Origin of the sequence: Pseudacidovorax sp. (assembly GCF_017991995.1) — a bacterium.
Taxonomy (GTDB): Bacteria; Pseudomonadota; Gammaproteobacteria; order Burkholderiales; family Burkholderiaceae_C; genus Xenophilus.
The window spans coordinates 255,547-272,619 of sequence record NZ_JAGOPN010000006.1 but is presented as its reverse complement, the minus strand read 5'-3'; the positions used below and the strand labels follow the sequence as shown (position 1 = coordinate 272,619).

17 protein-coding genes are annotated in these 17,073 nt (G+C 71.0%); 9 read left to right on the top strand and 8 right to left on the bottom strand.

Features of this window, described 5'->3' with window-relative positions:
- Positions 1 to 102: 102 nt before the first annotated feature.
- From KBC94_RS10910 to KBC94_RS10895, 4 genes are all read left to right on the top strand, one after another.
- Positions 103 to 957, top strand: a complete 855-nt coding sequence (locus KBC94_RS10910) for a DUF6662 family protein (protein WP_294369829.1) — start codon at positions 103 to 105, stop codon at positions 955 to 957.
- A gap of 5 nt (positions 958 to 962) precedes the next feature.
- Complete coding sequence (locus KBC94_RS10905) at positions 963 to 1,508, top strand: FMN-binding protein (protein WP_294369826.1); 546 nt, start codon at positions 963 to 965, stop codon at positions 1,506 to 1,508.
- Between the two features lie 97 nt (positions 1,509 to 1,605).
- Positions 1,606 to 2,370, top strand: coding sequence for an FAD:protein FMN transferase (locus KBC94_RS10900; RefSeq protein ID WP_294369823.1), 765 nt, complete (start codon positions 1,606 to 1,608; stop codon positions 2,368 to 2,370).
- Entirely contained in the window at positions 2,367 to 2,810 is a 444-nt protein-coding gene (locus KBC94_RS10895) for a hypothetical protein (RefSeq protein ID WP_294369819.1), read from the top strand. Before KBC94_RS10900 ends, KBC94_RS10895 begins: the two co-directional genes overlap by 4 nt.
- Positions 2,811 to 2,821: 11 nt before the next feature.
- Here the strand turns inward: KBC94_RS10895 and KBC94_RS10890 are convergent, their stop codons facing one another.
- The 3 genes from KBC94_RS10890 to KBC94_RS10880 are packed head-to-tail and all read right to left on the bottom strand — an operon-like array spanning position 2,822 to position 5,864.
- Positions 2,822 to 3,745, bottom strand: coding sequence for a DMT family transporter (locus tag KBC94_RS10890; protein ID WP_294369817.1), 924 nt, complete (start codon positions 3,743 to 3,745; stop codon positions 2,822 to 2,824).
- Complete coding sequence (locus tag KBC94_RS10885) at positions 3,742 to 4,335, bottom strand: methylated-DNA--[protein]-cysteine S-methyltransferase (RefSeq protein WP_294369816.1); 594 nt, start codon at positions 4,333 to 4,335, stop codon at positions 3,742 to 3,744. The genes KBC94_RS10890 and KBC94_RS10885 overlap by 4 nt, the downstream gene beginning before the upstream one ends.
- Entirely contained in the window at positions 4,332 to 5,864 is a 1,533-nt protein-coding gene (locus KBC94_RS10880) for an AlkA N-terminal domain-containing protein (RefSeq protein ID WP_294369814.1), read from the bottom strand. Before KBC94_RS10880 ends, KBC94_RS10885 begins: the two co-directional genes overlap by 4 nt.
- A gap of 120 nt (positions 5,865 to 5,984) precedes the next feature.
- Here KBC94_RS10880 and KBC94_RS10875 point away from each other — a divergent pair, with 120 nt between their 5' ends.
- Both KBC94_RS10875 and KBC94_RS10870 read left to right on the top strand, forming a co-directional pair.
- Complete coding sequence (locus KBC94_RS10875) at positions 5,985 to 7,367, top strand: phosphomannomutase/phosphoglucomutase (RefSeq protein ID WP_294369813.1); 1,383 nt, start codon at positions 5,985 to 5,987, stop codon at positions 7,365 to 7,367.
- 2 nt (positions 7,368 to 7,369) lie between these two features.
- Entirely contained in the window at positions 7,370 to 9,028 is a 1,659-nt protein-coding gene (locus KBC94_RS10870) for a glycosyltransferase N-terminal domain-containing protein (RefSeq protein ID WP_366934677.1), read from the top strand.
- Between the two features lie 118 nt (positions 9,029 to 9,146).
- Here the strand turns inward: KBC94_RS10870 and alr are convergent, their stop codons facing one another.
- From alr to KBC94_RS10845, 5 genes are all read right to left on the bottom strand, one after another.
- The gene (gene alr / locus KBC94_RS10865; RefSeq protein WP_294369810.1) at positions 9,147 to 10,289 is read right to left on the bottom strand and encodes an alanine racemase; all 1,143 of its coding nucleotides are present in this window, start codon (positions 10,287 to 10,289) and stop codon (positions 9,147 to 9,149) included.
- A gap of 129 nt (positions 10,290 to 10,418) precedes the next feature.
- Entirely contained in the window at positions 10,419 to 11,780 is a 1,362-nt protein-coding gene (locus KBC94_RS10860) for a TolC family outer membrane protein (RefSeq protein ID WP_294369805.1), read from the bottom strand.
- 13 nt (positions 11,781 to 11,793) lie between these two features.
- Complete coding sequence (locus KBC94_RS10855; RefSeq protein WP_294369801.1) at positions 11,794 to 12,135, bottom strand: rhodanese-like domain-containing protein; 342 nt, start codon at positions 12,133 to 12,135, stop codon at positions 11,794 to 11,796.
- Between the two features lie 111 nt (positions 12,136 to 12,246).
- Positions 12,247 to 12,918: a protein-L-isoaspartate O-methyltransferase gene (locus KBC94_RS10850; protein WP_294369798.1), complete on the bottom strand. Its 672-nt coding sequence runs from the start codon at positions 12,916 to 12,918 to the stop codon at positions 12,247 to 12,249.
- A 41-nt stretch (positions 12,919 to 12,959) separates the two neighbouring features.
- The gene (locus KBC94_RS10845; RefSeq protein ID WP_294369796.1) at positions 12,960 to 13,619 is read right to left on the bottom strand and encodes a TetR/AcrR family transcriptional regulator; all 660 of its coding nucleotides are present in this window, start codon (positions 13,617 to 13,619) and stop codon (positions 12,960 to 12,962) included.
- Positions 13,620 to 13,773: 154 nt separating this feature from the next.
- Here KBC94_RS10845 and msrA point away from each other — a divergent pair, with 154 nt between their 5' ends.
- From msrA to KBC94_RS10830, 3 genes are all read left to right on the top strand, one after another.
- Positions 13,774 to 14,334, top strand: a complete 561-nt coding sequence (gene msrA / locus KBC94_RS10840; RefSeq protein WP_294369795.1) for a peptide-methionine (S)-S-oxide reductase MsrA — start codon at positions 13,774 to 13,776, stop codon at positions 14,332 to 14,334.
- Positions 14,335 to 14,375: 41 nt separating this feature from the next.
- Positions 14,376 to 14,801: a hypothetical protein gene (locus tag KBC94_RS10835; protein WP_294369792.1), complete on the top strand. Its 426-nt coding sequence runs from the start codon at positions 14,376 to 14,378 to the stop codon at positions 14,799 to 14,801.
- 79 nt (positions 14,802 to 14,880) lie between these two features.
- Positions 14,881 to 17,055 (top strand): TonB-dependent receptor, encoded by a 2,175-nt coding sequence (locus tag KBC94_RS10830; protein ID WP_294369791.1) that lies wholly within the window; start codon positions 14,881 to 14,883, stop codon positions 17,053 to 17,055.
- Positions 17,056 to 17,073 lie beyond the last annotated feature (18 nt).

Below are 17,073 nucleotides of genomic sequence, written 5' to 3'. Positions count from 1 at the left end.
TCACTCGCATTCTCTTTTCTTATCTCTGACGGGAGGTTGTTCGTGGGAGCGTTCAAGCGAATCAGCAGGGCAGCGGCTGCGTGCGCGGTCGGTGCCGCGGCGATGGCGGGCCTGCCCGCGCAGGCGGGCGAGGGTGCCTTCGGCTGGGTCTACACGCTGGACCTGCAGCCCAAGGGCACGGCGGAATTCGAGCAGAAGGTGGACGTCACGCATGGTCAGGCCACTGGCCGCTACGACTTCGGGCTGTACCGATCCGAGCTGGAGTACGGCATCACCAACGACCTGCAGATCGGTGGCTACCTGAATGCCGCCTCGATCAGCGCGCACAACAACTATCTCAGCCCCGAGACCTGCGACCACATTCCCTGTACCGCGGGCTTCGGCGTGCCGAGCCCGGCCAACACCAGCGATCCCTACAGCTACCGCCGCTTCGATGGCGCCTCCCTCGAGGGCATCTGGCGCATCACCAACCCGGTCACCTCGCCCGTCGGCATCGGCCTGTACGTGGAGCCCACCTGGGGCAAGCTGGAGGACGAGCTCGAGTTCCGCCTGATCGCCCAGTCCAACTTCCTCGACGACCGGCTGGTGCTGGCGGCCAACCTGCTGGTGGAGATCGAGAAGGAGAAGTACGACCCGGCCGGCATCATCAGGAACTCGATGGCCGACCTGCTGTACGGCGCCAGCTATCGCTTCGCGCCCAAGTGGACGGCCGGCGTGGAGGGTCGCTTCCACACCGACCACGACGGCTACCACTTCAACAAGCACACGCAGACGGCCAACTTCATCGGCCCCAACATCCACTACGCCGAGCGCAGCTGGTGGGTGACGGCCGCCTGGCGCCACCAGATCGGCGGCCACTGCTACGCCGACGGAACGGCCGACTGCGCACTGGGCAAGGTGTGGGACAACCATGGCCGCAACCAGGTGGTCGTGAAGCTGGGGATCCCGCTGGAATGACGCGCATGCAATGGAAGCCGGCCGCGCTGATGCCGCTGGCGGCGCTGGGCGCGGCGCTGGCGCCCACGGCGCCCGTCTATGCAGCGGCCCGCATCTACGTGTCGGTCGAGCAGGCCCAGCGCGACCTGTTCGGCAGCCAGGCGCTGACCGCTTTTCCGGTGGCCCTGACGCCGGCCCAGCAGGACGAGGTGCGCGCGGCCTCGTCCGTGGCCCATCCCTTCCAGGGCAACCGCATCTGGAAAGCGGCCGATGGCGGCTGGTTCGTGGTGGACGAGGTGGTGGGCAAGCACGAGATGATCACCTACGCCGTGGCGCTGGACGCCCAGGGCCGCGTGCGCCGCGTGGAGGTGCTGGAGTACCACGAGTCCTACGGCTACGAGGTGGCCGAGCCGCAGTGGCTGCACCAGTTCGAGGGCAAGGATGGCGCTGCCCCGCTCAAGCTCGGCAAGGACGTGGAGAACATCTCCGGGGCCACGCTGTCGGCCAAGCACCTGACCGATGGCGTCAAGCGCGTGCTGGCGGTGTATGGGCGGGTGCTGCGTGGCCGCTAGCCCCCAGGCAGCGCGCGCTCCATCGCGGCGTGCAGGTCGCCATGGCGCGGCTGTGCCGGTGCGGGCCGCGGCCCCCGTCCGCCGCTGCCGTCCGGCGATGGGCACCTATGTCGAAGTCATGGCCGAGCCGGCGGCCGGCATGTCGGCCGCCGAGGTGCTGGGCGCCGTGGAGGCGGCCTATGCCGCCATCGAACGCGTGGAGGCCTGCATGTCGCCGCACCGGCCGGATTCGGACCTCTGCCGCATCGCCGCGGCGCCGGCCGGCGCGGTGCTGGTGATCGACCCCTGGACCTGGGACGTGCTGGCTCTGGCCGGTCAACTCCACCAGGCGTCTGCGGGGCTTTTCGACTGTGCGGCGGATGCGGGCCGGCCGGGGGCCAGTCAGAGGGTCCTGCAACTCCTGCCCGCCGCGCGGGTGCGGGTGGGCGCGCCGGTGCGCGTCGACCTGGGCGGCATCGCCAAGGGCCATGCCGTGGATCGCGCCGTGGCGGCGCTGCGCGCGGCGGGCATTCGCCAGGGCCGGGTCAACGCAGGCGGCGACCTGCGTGTGCTGGGCCGAGTGCCCCAGCCCATCCATGTGCGTGATCCGTCGGTGCCCGGCCGGGTGAGGCACTTGGGGGACCTGGCCGATGGCGCGGTCGCCACCTCGGCGCCCGGTGCCGGCGCGCGCCTTCAGGCCCAGCCGCTGCGGTCCGCCATCGTGGACCCGCGCAGCGGGCAGGCGCTGGCCGGCGGCGCCAGCTACACCGTGGTGGCGCCCACCTGTGCACTGGCCGACGGCCTGACCAAGGTGCTGGCGCTGGGCGGCGCCCAGGCCCACGGCTGCCTGGCGGCCTTCGGTGCGCAAGGATGGGTGCTGTGACGCGGCACGGCCGACCCCACGCCAGCCGCATCGGCCGCCTGCCGCGCTGGCAGCGGCGCAGCCTGTATGGGGTGCTCGGCCTGTGCGCCGCCTCGGGCGTGGGCTGGTTCCTGCTGCTGGATGCATGGCACCGGCTGCCGCCGCAGCTCACGGCATGGTGGATCGTGCATGGCCTCACGGGTGCGCTCAGTTTGGTGGCGCTGGGCAGCGTGCTGCCGCATCACGTGGTGGTGGCCTGGAAGGCGCGGCGCAACCGCGCTGCCGGGGCCTGCGCCCTGGGCCTGTTCGCGGCGGCGGCGCTGACGGCGCTGGCACTGCTCTACGGCGCGGAGGAATGGCGCGACGGCGTGCATGTCGCCCATGTCGCGCTGGGCCTGGCCGTCACCGCGGCGCTGCCCTGGCACCTGTGGCGCGGGCGGCGCCGCGCCCCGCCGGCCTGACGGCGCGTCGATCAGGCCTTCGGGGCTGCGCGCTTCGCCCCAGGCAGGCGCACCAGCCCGCTCGACAGCGCCACACCGCACACGATCACCAGCGCGCAGCCCAGCATCCAGGCCGTCACCCGCTCACCCAGCAGCAGCCAGCCGTAGAAGACGGCGAACACTGGCACCAGGAAGGTCACGGTCAATGCCTTGGCTGGCCCCGCGCGGGCGATCAGCCGGAAGAACAGGATGTAGGCCAGCCCGGTGCAGGCCACGCCCAGGGCCACCAGGGCCAGCCAGGCGCGCACGCCGGGCATCTGGCTGGGCCAACTGAGCGCGGCGGGCACCACCAGCAGCGCCGTCGCGCCGATCTGGCTGCCCGCGGCATTGACCAGCGGCGGCACCGGCTGCAGCCAGCGCCGGGCCGCGCTGGCCGACAGGCCATAGCAAAGGCAGGCGCCCAGGCAGGCCAGCACGGCCCACAGCGTGCGCCAGTCGCCCGCGCCGGTGTGCAGGCCGGTGGAGCCGCTGGCCAGCAGCGCCACGCCCACGAAGCCGACCACCAGCCCCAGCGCCCGCGAGCCGTCCGGCCGGTCGCCGAAGACGGCCCACGCCACCAGCGCGCCGAACATCGGCACCGTGGCGTTGATCACCGCCGCCAGGCCGGTGGGAATGGTCAGCAGTGCGAAGGAGAAGAGCGCGAAGGGCAAGCCCGAATTGAGCATGCCCACGCCGCTGGTCACCCGCCAGTGGCGGCGCAGGTCGGCGCCCTGGCCACGCAGCAGCACCAGAGGCACCAGCACCAGCGCGGCGATGCCGACGCGCATGGCCGCCACCGGCAGCGCGCCGAACTCGGCGGCCCCGACGCGCATGAAGAGGAAGGAGGCGCCCCACAGCGCCGCCAGCAGCACGAGATCGATCAGCCAGGGGCGTGATGCAGAACGCGGCGGACTCACGCCACCTCCCGCGTTCGCTCGCGCGCGGTCGGGGTGTTGCCGACGCGCCTCGCGGCCGGCCCTCGGTCCGCCGGTGGCAGCGCCACGCCTTCCAGCGTGAGCAGCGCACGCTTGCGCTCCAGGCCGCCCGCGTAGCCCGTCAGGCTGCCATCGGCTCCGATGACCCGGTGGCAGGGCACGATCACGCTGAGCGGATTGCGGCCCACGGCGGCGCCGACGGCGCGCATGGCGGCCGGCCGGCCGAGCGCCAGGCCCAGGCCGCCGTAGCTGTGCGTGCCGCCACGCGGAATCGCCAGCAGGGCATGCCACACCGCCTGCTGGAAGGGCGTGCCGCGGGACAGGTCCAGCGGCAGCTCGAAGCCGGTCCGCCGGCCGGCCAGGTAATCCTGCAACTGGCCGGCGGCGTCCTGCAAGAGCGCATGGCTCGGATCGGGCTCCCAGCCGGTGGTGTCGGGGTGGTGGCGCTGTGCGTCGAACCACAGGCCGGCCAGGCCGTCGGCGCTGGCGGCCAGCAGGACGCCGCCGAGAGGCGTGTCGATGTGGCAGGTACGCAGCGCGACGCGGCGGGCGCGGAAAGGGACAGGGATCATGATGGGTCCTTCGTGGAGGGAGGCGCGGCCAGGCCGTGCCAGGCGGCGAGCACCGCGTAGCTGCGCCAGGGCCGCCAAGCCTGCGACGCGGCCTCGGCCGCGCGGGCCTGGGTCACGCCCAGGGCCTTCTGCAGCGCGATGTCGCCGGCGGGAAAGGCATCGGGCCAGCGCAATGCGCGCATGGCGATGTACTGCGCGGTCCAGGCGCCGATGCCGGGCAGGGCCTGGAGGGCGGCGCAGGTGCGTTGGGGTTCGGCGCCGGCATGCAGCGCCAGCCGGCCGTCCAGCACGGCTTCGGCCAATGCGCGCAAGGCGGCCTGTCGCTGGCGCACCAGGCCGAGCCGGCCGAGTGTTTCGCCATCGACGGCCACCAGTGCAGCGGGTGTGGGGAACAGCCGGTCCAGCCCCGCGAAGGGCGTGGCGACGGGCTCGCCCAGCGCCTGCACCAGCCGGCTGCCCAGCGTGCGGGCGGCGGCCACCGTGATCTGCTGGCCCAGCACGGCACGCACCGCCAGCTCGAAGCCATCGAGCGTGCCGGGCACGCGCAGGCCTTCGGCCGCGGGGTAGGAGGGGCCGAGCACGGCATGGATGGCGGACGGATCGGCATCCAGGTCCAGCAGCGCCCGCACGCGGCTGGCCAGGATCGGCAGCACGGGCGCCAGCGATTCGCCGAGTGTCAACCGCACCTGCGAGGCCGGCAGGTCGAAGCCCAGCACCAGCCAGCCGGTGTGCGTGCCGATGCGCACCGTGCGCAGGAAGCGGCCATCGGCATCGAGCCGCTCCACGCCAGCCAGGGCGCGGCGGCCCAGGAATTCGCGCAAGGTCGCTAGGTCGTAGGGCGGGCGGAAGCCCAGCCGCACCGTGAGCGAGGCGCCGTTCGCGTCGCCCTGGTCCTCATCCTCGCGGGCGCGGCGAAGGTCGCGCGGGTTCAGGCCGTAGCGCTCGGCAAAGGCGGCATTGAAGCGCCGCACGCTGCCGAAGCCGCTGGCGCGGGCCACCTCGGCCACGGGCAGGCGCGTATCGGCCAGCAACTGCTTGGCGGCCAGCAGGCGCCGCGTCTGCAGGTACTGCAGGGGCGAGACGCCGAACTCGGCTTCGAACAGACGGCGCAGGTGCCGGTCGCTCACCCCCAGGCGCTCGGCCATGCGGGCCACCATGCGGCCGGGCTGCGCGTCGTCGGCAGCGTCCGCCCACAGCTCGGGTTCGTCCATCAAGCGCGCGGCCTGGCGCGCCAGGATGCGCGAGGCATCCTCGGTGCTCCATGCGGGCGCATCGACGGCCCGCGGCGCCAGCTCGGGCCGGCAACGCAGGCAGGGTCGGAAGCCTGCTGCCTCGGCTTGCGCCGCATGGCGAAAGAAGCGGCAGTTCTCGCGCCGCGGCAGGCGCACGCGGCACACCGGCCGGCAGTAGATGCCGGTGCTCGTCACGGCCGTGAAGAAGGCGCCGTCGAAGCGTGCGTCGCGCGTCTTCAACGCCAGGTAACAGGCGTCGCCTTCGGTATCCGTCAAGGCGTCGGGCCGGGTGTTCATGCGGGGCATGCTACCTGTGCGAAGCCACCCAAATGCGCCATTTCCGGACATGCGAGCCACGAGGGGCGGTGCCTACAATCGTCGCCGTCACTTTTGTTGTCATTTCCTCCCCACCCTGCCATGCAACTCAGCCCCTCGATCTTCAAGGCGTACGACATCCGCGGCATCGTGCCGAGCACCCTGGATGCGGAGGTGGCCGAGGCGCTGGGACGCGCATTCGGCAGCGCCGCGCGCGCCGCTGGCGAGCGCACGGTGGCCGTGGGGCGCGACGGTCGTCTGTCGGGCCCGAGCCTGGCCGAGGCGCTGATCCGCGGCCTCGTGGCCACGGGGGTGGAGGTGATCGACATCGGCGCCGTGACGACGCCCATGCTGTACTTCGCGGCCAACACGCTGTGCACCTCGGGCATCCAGGTCACGGGCAGCCACAACCCCAAGGACTACAACGGCTTCAAGATGGTGCTGGCCGGCCGCGCCATCTACGGCGACGAGATCCAGGGCCTGCGCAAGGTCATGGAAGACGGCAGCGCCCAACTGGCCGAGGGCGGCAGCGTCCGCCAGGTCGACGTGCTGCCCGCCTATGTCGAGCGCATCACTGGCGACATCAAGCTGCAGCGTCCGCTGAAGATCGTGGTGGACTCGGGCAACGGCATCGCCGGCGCCTCGGCCCCGGCCATCTACCGCGCCATCGGCTGCGAGGTGATCGAACTGTTCAGCGAGGTGGACGGCAACTTCCCTAACCACCATCCCGACCCCAGCAAGCCCGACAACCTCAAGGACCTGATCAAGGCCCTGCAGACCACCGATGCCGAACTGGGCCTGGCCTTCGATGGCGACGGCGACCGCCTGGGCATCGTCACCAAGGACGGCAACAACATCTTCCCCGACCGCCAGATGATGCTGTTCGCCAAGGACGTGCTCTCGCGCGTGCCGGGCGGCACCATCGTCTACGACGTCAAGTGCACGCAGCGCCTGGCGCCGGCCATCGAGGCCGCTGGCGGCCAGCCGCTGATCTACAAGACCGGCCATTCGCTCATCAAGGCCAAGATGAAGGAGCTCGACTCGCCCCTCGGCGGCGAGATGAGCGGCCACATCTTCTTCAAGGAGCGCTGGTTCGGCTTCGACGACGGCACCTATGCCGGCTGCCGCCTGCTGGAGATCCTGTCGGCCCATCCGAACGCCAGCGAGGTGCTCAACGCGCTGCCCACCAGCTTCTCGACGCCCGAACTCAACGTGAAGTGCAACGAGGGCGAGCCGCACAAGCTGGTCGAGGAGATGAAGGCCAAGGCGAAGTTCGACGCCGACGCGAAGGTCTCCACCATCGACGGCATCCGCGTCGACTGGGCCGACGGCTTCGGCCTGGTGCGCGCCTCCAACACCACGCCGGTGCTGGTGCTGCGCTTCGAGGGCCAGACGCAGGAAGCCCTGCACCGCATCGAGGCCACCATGACGGCGCTGCTCAAGTCGGTCAAGCCCGACGCGAGCTTCGCGGAGGCGGCGCACTGAGCGTGCCGCGCGTTTCCCGTTCTCCCGCGCTGCGCCTCTACGGGTGGTTCACCCGCCTCGCGCAGCCCCTTCTCAAACGCAAGCTGCGCAAGCGCGCCAAGGCCGAGCCGGGCTATGCCCATGCGGTGGCGGAGCGCTTTGGCGTGTACGACCCCGCGCTGCAGATCCGCGACGCCTGCTGGGTACATGCCGTCTCGCTCGGCGAGACGCGCGCCGCCGGCATCCTGATCGCCGAACTGCGCCGGCAGCTTCCCGGCGTGCCCATCCTGCTGACCCATGGCACCGCCACGGGCCGGGAGGAGGGCGCCAAGCTGTTGCAGGACGGCGATGTGCAGGTCTGGCAGCCCTGGGACACGCCGAAGGCCGTGGCCGCCTTCCTCGACCGCTTCCGCCCGCGCATCGGCGTGCTGATGGAGACGGAGGTCTGGCCCGAGCTCACAGCGGCCTGCGCACAGCGGGGCATTCCGCTCACGCTGGCCAACGCACGCCTGTCCGAGAAGTCGCTGGCCAAGGCCGAGCGCTGGTCCTCGCTGGCGCGGCCGGCGTATGCCTCGCTGGCGGCCGTCTGGGCCCAGAGCGAGGCCGATGCGCACCGCCTCGTGTCGCTGGGCGCCAAGCTGGGCGGCGTGTTCGGCAACCTCAAGTTCGATGCGCAGCCCGATGCGCGGCAACTGGTGCATGCGCAGGCCCTGCGTGCGCGCCTGCCCAAGCCGGTGGTGGTGTTCGCCAGCTCGCGTGATGGCGAGGAGGCGATGCTGCTCGATGCGCTGCGCCACTTCTGGACCACCGCGCCGTCGAGTGACGACTTCGGTCCCGCTGCGGCGGCGGACGGCAACCCCGGCCGCCCGCGTGGCGAGCGCGCCCGCCACCTGCCACGGCTGCGTGCCTGCGATGTGCAGTGGCTGATCGTGCCGCGCCATCCACAGCGCTTCGACGCGGTGGCCGAGCTGATCGCGCAGCGCGGCTTCGCCTGCGTGCGCCGGTCCACCGCGGAGGGCGCGCCCGAGGGCGAGGAGATCTGGCTGGGCGATTCGCTGGGCGAGATGGCGCTGTACTACGGCCTCTCAGAAGCCGCGCTCCTGGGCGGCAGCTTCGCGCCCCTGGGCGGACAGAACCTGATCGAGGCGGCGGCCTGTGCCTGCCCCATCGTGATGGGCCCGTCCACCTTCAACTTTGCCGAGGCGGCCGAACTGGCCATTGGCGCCGGCGGTGCATTGCGCGTGGACGACATGATGAAGGCCGTGGTGCATGCGCTGTCGCTGGTGGCGGACAAGGGCCGCTGCGCCGCGATGTCGCAGGCGGCGCTGGGCTTTGCCGGCAGCCACCGCGGCGCGGCCGAGCGCACGGCGGCGGCCATCCTGGCGCTGGGGCAATCGGTGCCCGATCCGGAGCCGGTTGCTATGGCTGCCGGGTCCGACACGACGGCCGCGTCTGCCGACCCGTCGTTGGCTGCGCGGACGGAGCCGCCACTGCAGGCATCGTCGTCGCTGGCGCCGGAGCCGATGACGGAGCCGATGACGGAACCGATGGCGGAGCCGGGGACCGTGGTCGCATCGGCCTCGAAGACCGTTCCGCCGACGGGCCATGCCCCGGGCGAGCGCGCCGAGCCGGTGTTCGACCCCGAGGCACCGCTCATCGTGCCCGAAGAGCGCAGGGGCTGATCGGAGCGGGCCCTCTCCCGCAAGGGAAGAGGGCGCCATGCGCAGCCTGTGACTCTGCAGCCTCTCAGCGTTGGGTTGGGCGATCGTTCGGCCGGCTCTGGTTCGGTCGGCGCAGCGTTCAGCCTGCCGCGCCGCCCACGTACACCCGCGGCACGCGCCGCACATGGCACAGCAGTTCGTAGCTGATCGTCCCGGCCGCGGCGGCCACGGTATTGATCGGTACGCGTGGTCCCCACAGCTCCACCCGGCTGCCGATGCCTTCGCCCGGCAGATTCGTCAGGTCGACCGTCAGCATGTCCATCGACACGCGGCCCACGATGCGGCTCGCGTGCTCGCCGACGAGGACAGGCGTGCCCGTGGGCACCACGCGCGGGTAGCCGTCCGCATAGCCGATCGCCACCAGCCCCACGCGGCAGGGCGCGTCGGCCACGAAGCGGGCGCCGTAGCCCAGCGCGTCGCCGGGCTGCAGATCACGCACGGCGAACACCTCGCTCTCCAGCGTCATCACCGCGCACAGCGCAGGATCGGGCACGGGCAGCGGATCGGCGCCGTACAGCAGGATGCCGGGCCGCGCCCAGTCGCCGCGCGCCGCCGGCCAGGCGAGCACGCCAGCGGAATTGGCCAGGCTGCGCTCGCCGGGCAGGCCGGCCGTCGCGGCGTCGAAGCAGGCGATCTGCGCGGCGGTGGCCGGGCTGTCGGGTTCGTCGGCGCGGGCGAAGTGCGTCATCAGCGTGATCTTCGCGACCTGTGGGCAGGCCGAGAGCCGACGGTGCACTTCGCGCACCTCGGCCGGCGCGAAGCCGGCGCGGTGCATGCCGCTGTCCACCTTCAGCCAGACGTTCAGGCCGGTGAGTTCCGGATGCGCCTCGACCGCATGCAACTGGGCCTCGTGATGCACCACCACCCAGCAGCCCAGCGCATGCGCGGCCACCAGCTCGGCAGCGGAAAAGCAGCCTTCCAGGATCAGGATCGGCTGGGTCAGGCCCGCGGCGCGCAGCGGATGCGCCTCGGCCAGAAAGGCGACCGCGAAGCCGTCGGCTTCGTCCGCCAGCGCCTTCGCGCAGGGGACGGCGCCGTGGCCATAAGCGTCGGCCTTGACGGTGGCGAAGGCCCGTCCGCCGTGGCGTTGGCGCGCGAGCCGGTAGTTGTGGCGCAGCGCGTCGAGATCGATGACCGCACGCGAAGGACGGTCGGAGACGTTCAGGTCGGCCGCAACGGCTGCGGCAGGGGCAAGACGGGAGAGGGCGACAGGGACGTTCATCGGCGCGATCACCGCGGTTCACGGTGCGGGGCGGCAAAGAACAGGACTATAGGCAGCCCTGCGCCGCAGCCTTCACGGTTTTTGCGGGGATCGGCCGCAGGATTGACGGCCGCGGTGGTGCGTGCGGCGTCAGCGTGCCGGGCTGGCCTCGGCCACCGGGGCCGGTGCCAGCAGCGCGTCGATGGGGCGCAGCGCCTCGGCGTCCAGGGTGCCGGCCGCCTGCCGCAGGCGCAGCTCGCCCAGCAGCACGGCATAGCGGGCGGCGGCCAGGTCGCGCTGCGTCTGGTAGAGCTGGGCCTGGGCGTTGAGCACATCCAGGCTCACGCGCACGCCCACCTGGTAGCCCAGTTGCGTCGCTTCGAGCGCGCTGCGGCTGGAGGCCTCGGCGGCTTCGAGCGCGGCGACGCGGCTGCGCCCCGAAGCCAGGCCCAGCCAGGCCGTTCGCGTGGCCTGCGCCACGTTGCGGCGGGCGCCGTCGAGCTGGGCGCGGGCCTGGTCTTCGAGGGCCAGCGTCTCGCGGATGCGGTTCTGCACGGCGAAGCCGGCGAACAGCGGCAGGTTCAGCTGCACGCCAGCCTGGGTGGCGTGGACGGTGGTCGGCGTCGTCGTCGTCAGCGTGCCTTCCGGATTGCGATTGACCCCGTAGCTCAGCGTGGCATCGATGGTGGGCAGATGGCCGGCGTTGGCCTTCTCGGTCTCCAGGGCCGCCACGTCCACGCCGATGCGTGCCTGGGCGATGGCGGGATGGGCGTCCTCGGCCAGCGCGACCCAGGTGGCCAGATCGGCAGGCTGGGGCGGTACGGGCAACGCGGCGCCGGCTGGTGCCCACGGTGTGGCGCCGCTGCGGCCGACCAACTGGTCCAGGGCCACCTGACGCACCTGGCGGTCGTTTTCGGCCGCGATCTCCTGTGCGACGACCAGGTCGTAGCGGGCCTGCGCCTCGCGCTGGTCGGTGACGGTGGCGTTGCCGACATCGAAATTGCGCTGGGCCGTGGCGCGCTGTTCCGCCACGGCGGCTTTCTGGGCGCGGATGAGCCGCACGCTGTCCTCGGCCGACAGCAGGTCGAAATAAGCCTGGCCCACGCGCACGATCAGGTCCTGCTCGGCCAGCTGCAGTTGGGCCAGGGCCAGCGCGGCCTGGCGCTGGCCCTGCTGGTAGCTCGCCCAGTTGGCGGGTCGGTAGATGGGTTGCGTGGCCTGCACTCCGACCTGGGTCGTGGAGAAGTCACGCGGCCCGGTGCCGGCAGGCGTGCGGATGTCGGAGTCGGTGCGCGAGGCGCTGGCGGCAAAGCCCACCTGCGGCAGGATGCCGGCTCGGGCCTGCTCGCCGCGGGCCGTGGTCGCCTCGGCCTGGGCGCGGGCGGCCTGGTAGCTGGCGTCGTAGCCACGGGCAGCGTCGTAGAGGCTGCCCAGGTTCTGGGCGGCGGCCGGCCCATGCAGGGCCAGCGTGGCGGCCGCCAGGGCCACCGCGCGAAGAACGAGCGGGCGCATGAGCGTGCGCCGCTCAGTAGCGGGGAACGGAAGGGTCGCGCTGCTGCGACCAGGCGTCGATGCCGCCGCTGATGTTGGCGACCTGCTCGTAGCCGTTGTGGGCCAGGAAGGCGGCCACCCGCTGGCTGCGGGCGCCGTGGTGGCATAAGCAGGCGATGCGCTGGGCCGGGTCCAGCTCGGCCATCCGGGCAGGGATCTCGTTCATGGGCACGGCCACCACGGTGAAGCCCGCCTCGGGCTTCACGCTGGCGGTCTGCAGTTCCCAGGGCTCGCGCACGTCGAGCACCACGGCCGGCGCGTCGGGCGCCTGGTCGAACCAGGCTTGCAGGTGGGCGGGGGGGACTTGGTCGATCATGGTGGCGCTGGGCGGGCAGAAGACCGGCCTGGGCGCCCCATCGAATTCCCGGCTCGGCGCTTCGTCAGGCTCAGCGCGAACGGATGACGCTCGAGGCGCGGTCGGTGCCGGTCAGAAGTTGAAGCGCGAGGGCTCCGGAAAGTTGAGCAGGCGCGGGGCGATGGTGTCCCAGGGTTCCTGGGTGTCCCACTTGCCTTCGGCCGTGCGGGTGACGAAATGGGCGCGCATCACCGGCTCGTCGCCGACGATGGCCGCCAGCCGGCCGCCGATGTTCAGCGAGCCCAGCAGGTTCTGCGGGATGCGGGCGACCGAGCCGCTGAGCAGGATGACGTCGAAGGTCGGGCCGCTGGGCAGGGGATTGGCGCCGTCGGCATGGCGCACCTCGACGTTGCCGACGCCGTTGCGCTGCAGGGTATGGGCGGCCGTGGCGGCCAGCGTGGGGTCGATCTCCAGCGTCAGCACGCGGGCGGCGCGGGCGCCGAGCAGGGCAGCCATGTAGCCGGAGCCGGTGCCGATCTCGAGCACGGAGTCGGTCTTCCTGACATGCAGGTCCTGCAGCAGCCGCGCCTCCATCTTGGGCGAGAGCATGACCTGGCCGGGGCCGTCACCGAGCGGGATGTCCATGTCGAAGAAGGCCATGCCGCGGTGGGCGGCGGGCACGTAGTCTTCGCGGCGCACTTCGGTCAGCAGTTCCAGGATCTCGAGGTCGAGCACGTTCCAGGGGCGGATCTGCTGCTCGATCATGTTGAAGCGCAGGGGATCGGTGACGAGGGAGGCGGTCATGGTGGGGGCGGGGCGACGCAGAACGGACAAAGCCCGGGATTCTAGGAGCCTGCCGCGCCGCCGTCCGCGGCCAGCCCCTGCCGGGTGCACATGCCGTGCAGCAGCAGGTCGGCCTGCGCGGCCAGATAGCGCGCCGGGTCCAGCGCGACCGTGCCGCCGCACACCTCGGGCGCGTGCTTCCACAGGATCATGAAGAGCAGCGGCGCCACCACGGCATGGACGGCGTGGTCCAGGTCCAGGGCGCGGAATTCGCCGCGGGCGATCCCGCGCTCCAGGATCCGGCGCACCAGCGCATTGCCCGGCGCCACCACGCTCTGGTGGTAGAAGGCCGACAGCTCGGGGAAGTTGCGGCCCTCGCTCATCATCAGCTTGCTGATGCCCGACACCTGCGTGCTGCCCACGCGTTGCCACCAAGTGTTCAGCGCGTAGCGCAGCATGTCGGGGCTGCTGCCTTCGAAGGTCTCGAACTCCTGGTTCCACTCGGTGAAGCGGCCGGCCAGGTTCTCGGTGACGACCGCCTTGAACAGCTCCTCCTTGGAGCCGAAGTACAGGAACAGCGTGCCCTTGGAGACGCCGGCGCGGGCGGCGACGTCTTCCGACCGGGTGGCGGCAAAGCCCTTCTCGACGAACAGGTCGAGCGCCGCCTGCAGCAGTTCGCCCGGCCGGGCCTCCTTGCGGCGCGCGCGCTTGGCGCCGGTCATGGCGTCACGCAGTCGGCAGTGCAGGGAGGGAGAGGAACCCATGGGCGGGGAGACGAGCGAAATTAATGACCGGTTGGTTATTAATTATTGGCCACCGATTCCGTGGGCGTCAAGGCGAGGCGGCACAATCGCCGGTTTGCCCAGGAGAAGCGCCATGTCCGAGACCCCATCCGCATCGCCGCAGACCATCGTCCTCGGGGGCGGTTGCTTCTGGTGCACCGAGGCCGTCTTCGACCGCGTGGAAGGCGTGCTGGACGTGGAATCGGGCTACGCCAACGGGCATGTGGACCATCCCACCTACGAGCAGGTCTGCAGCGGCACCACCGGCCATGCCGAGGTGATCAAGGTGCAGTTCGACCCGGCCGTCATCGACCTGCGCGAGATCCTCCACATCTTCTTCGTCGTGCACGACCCGACCACGCCCGACCGCCAGGGCAACGATGTCGGGCCGCAGTACCGCAGCGCCATCTACACCACCGACGAGGCGCAACTGGCCACCGTGCGCGAGGTGGTGGCCGAGCTGGCGAGCCACCAGGCCTATGGCGGCGTGCCCATCGTGACCGAGATCGCGCCGCTGCAGCGCTACTGGCCGGCCGAGGACTACCACCAGGACTATTTCGTCAAGCATCCCAACCAGGGCTACTGCGCCTTCGTCGTGGCGCCCAAGGTCGAGAAGTTCCGCAAGACCTTTGCCGAGCGGGTGAAGAAGGGCTGAGGCCCACCATCCCTGCACGTAAGAAAGAACCTCGCGCCCGCATGCCGCCCCGCTTCCTTCGCCCGACCGCCTCGCCTGCGCTGGCCATCGCGCTGGCGTGGGTGCTGGTGTTCGCGTCGGCGCTGGGGCTCATGCACCGCACGCTGCACATGCATGCGGGCGGGGGGCACGCGATTCAGGCAGAGACCCACGGTGGGGGTCATGGTCCTTCGCTGGCTGCCCAAGGCGTACACCCCCTGGTGCATGCCGCGCACCACGGCCTGGCGGCGCTGTTCGACGACCATGACGACGGCAGTGCACTCTGCCTGATCCTGGACCAGCTCCAGCACGATGCGGCCATGCCCACCCTCGTGCTGCCCGTGCTGCCCGCCCTGCCGCCTGCGGCGGTGTTCGCCTTCATGCAGGGCGAGGCGCTTCGGCGCTGGGTGGTGCTCTTCGACGCGCGCGGTCCGCCCGTCACTCGCTGAATCCCCCGAGCCCTGGCTTCTGCCGCCCGCATCTGCGTGGGCGGCAGCGGCCTGTTCATCGATTCGCCAGTGACCTCTCATGACCCAGAAATTCCCTCGCAGTGCCATCGGCATTGCCGTTCTCACGCTCCTGTGCGTGCCTGCCTTTGCGCAGGACGCCCCCGCTGCCGGAAACACGCCGTCTGCCATCGCCGCCCAGCCCCAGACGCTGTCCACCGTCGAGGTCACCTCCGAGCGCCTGAAGAAGGCGCGCATGGAGCTGTCGCCCGAGACCGGCGCCACCGTCTACCGCATCGACCAGAGCGCCATCGGCGCGCTGGGCAAGGGCGACGCCACGCCGCTGGAGGACGTGCTGCTCACCCTGCCCGGCGTGGCCAAGGATTCCAAGGCCTCCGGCTCCCTGCATGTGCGCGACGATCACGGCAACGTTCAGTACCGCATCAACGGCGTGCAACTGCCCGAAGGCATCTCCGGCTTCGGCCAGACGCTGGACACCCGCTACATCGACTCGATCACCTACCTGACCGGCGCGCTGCCGGCCCAGTACGGGCTGCGCACGGCCGGCGTGGTCGACATCCAGACCAAGCAGGGCTTCGGCAAGCCCGGCGGCTCGCTGGGCTTCACCATCGGCAGCCACAACACGCTGGAAGGCAGTGGCTCGGTCTACGGCACCACGGGCAATCTGAGTTACTACCTCTCGGCCAGCGGCATCGGCAACAGCCAGGGCATCGAGAACCCGCAGCCCACGCTCAATGCCCAGAACGACCGCACGCGCCAGGGCAAGACCTTCGGCAGCTTCTCGTACTACCTGGACGACGACACGCGGCTGGGCCTGATGTTCGGCACCTACGACGGCAAGTTCCAGATCCCGACCAATCCGAACCAGACGCCGGCCTTCTCGCTGGCCGGCTTCAGCGACCTGGGCTCGGGCTACAACGGCCTGCCTTCGTCGCAGGTGCGCGAGCGCCAGGACGAGAGCACGCGCTTCGTTGGGCTGTCGTACCAGAAGTCGCTGGGCGCGCTGGACTTCCAGCTTTCGGCCTTCCACCAGTATTCGAGCCTCCACTACCGTCCCGACCCGGTGGGCGACTTGATCTACAACGGCGTCGCCTCGGACACCGAGCGCACCAACTCGTCCAACGGCCTGCAGGCCGATGCCTCGTACAAGCTGGGCGATGCCCACACGCTGCGCTTCGGAGGGCTGTACACCCGGGCCAGCACGCGCAGCCTCAATGCGGTGAACGTGTTCCCGGTCGACGACACGGGCGCGCAGGTGGGCGACATGCCGGTGCTCATCAACGACAACTCGGGCAAGACGGGCGAGCTGGCCAGCCTGTACCTGCAGGATGAGTGGCGCATCGACCCGAAGCTCACCTTCAACTACGGCCTGCGCTACGACAGCGTGAACGCGTACACCAAGGAGCACCAGTGGAGCCCGCGGCTGAACCTGGCCTATGCAGCCACGGACAGCACCGCGCTGCATGCCGGCTTCGCGCGCTACTTCACCCCGCCACCGCAGGAGCTGGCCTCTCAGCAGAGCATCAACCTCTACACCGGAACCACCAACCAGCCCGAGGTGGCCAACTCCGACGCGGTGAAGGCCGAGCGCTCGCGCTACTTCGACATCGGCGTGGACCAGAAGGTGGGCGATCACCTGTCGCTGTCGGCCGATGCGTACTACAAGCACATCGACAACCTGCTCGACGAAGGCCAGTTCGGCCAGGCGCTGATCCTGTCGCCCTTCAACTATGCGCAGGGCTTCGCGCGCGGGCTGGAACTGTCGGCGCGCTACAGCGACGACCACTGGGCCGCCTACGCCAACCTGGCCCACCAGAAGGCGATGGGCAAGAACATCGTGTCCAGCCAGTCGCTCTTCGGCGCGGACGAGCTGAGCTACATCGCCAACCACTACGTGTACCTGGACCATGACCAGACCTACACGGCCTCGGCCGGCGCCAGCTACCGCTTCGGTGCCGACCAGGTCAGCGGCGACGTGATCTATGGCAGCGGCCTGCGGCGCACGCCCGACGGCGGCGCGCCCAACAGCGCCGCGCTGCCGCACTACACCGTGGTCAATGCCGCCTACTCCCACACCTGGAAGTACGGCGACGGCGGCGACGTGGTGGGCCGCATCGCGGTGCTGAACCTGTTCGACGAGAAGTACCTGCTGCGCGACGGCACGGGCGTGGGGGTGGGGGCGCCGCAGTACGGCACCCGCCGCAGCCTTTACCTGAGCATGACCACGCACTTCTGATCTTCCGGAACCTACGCG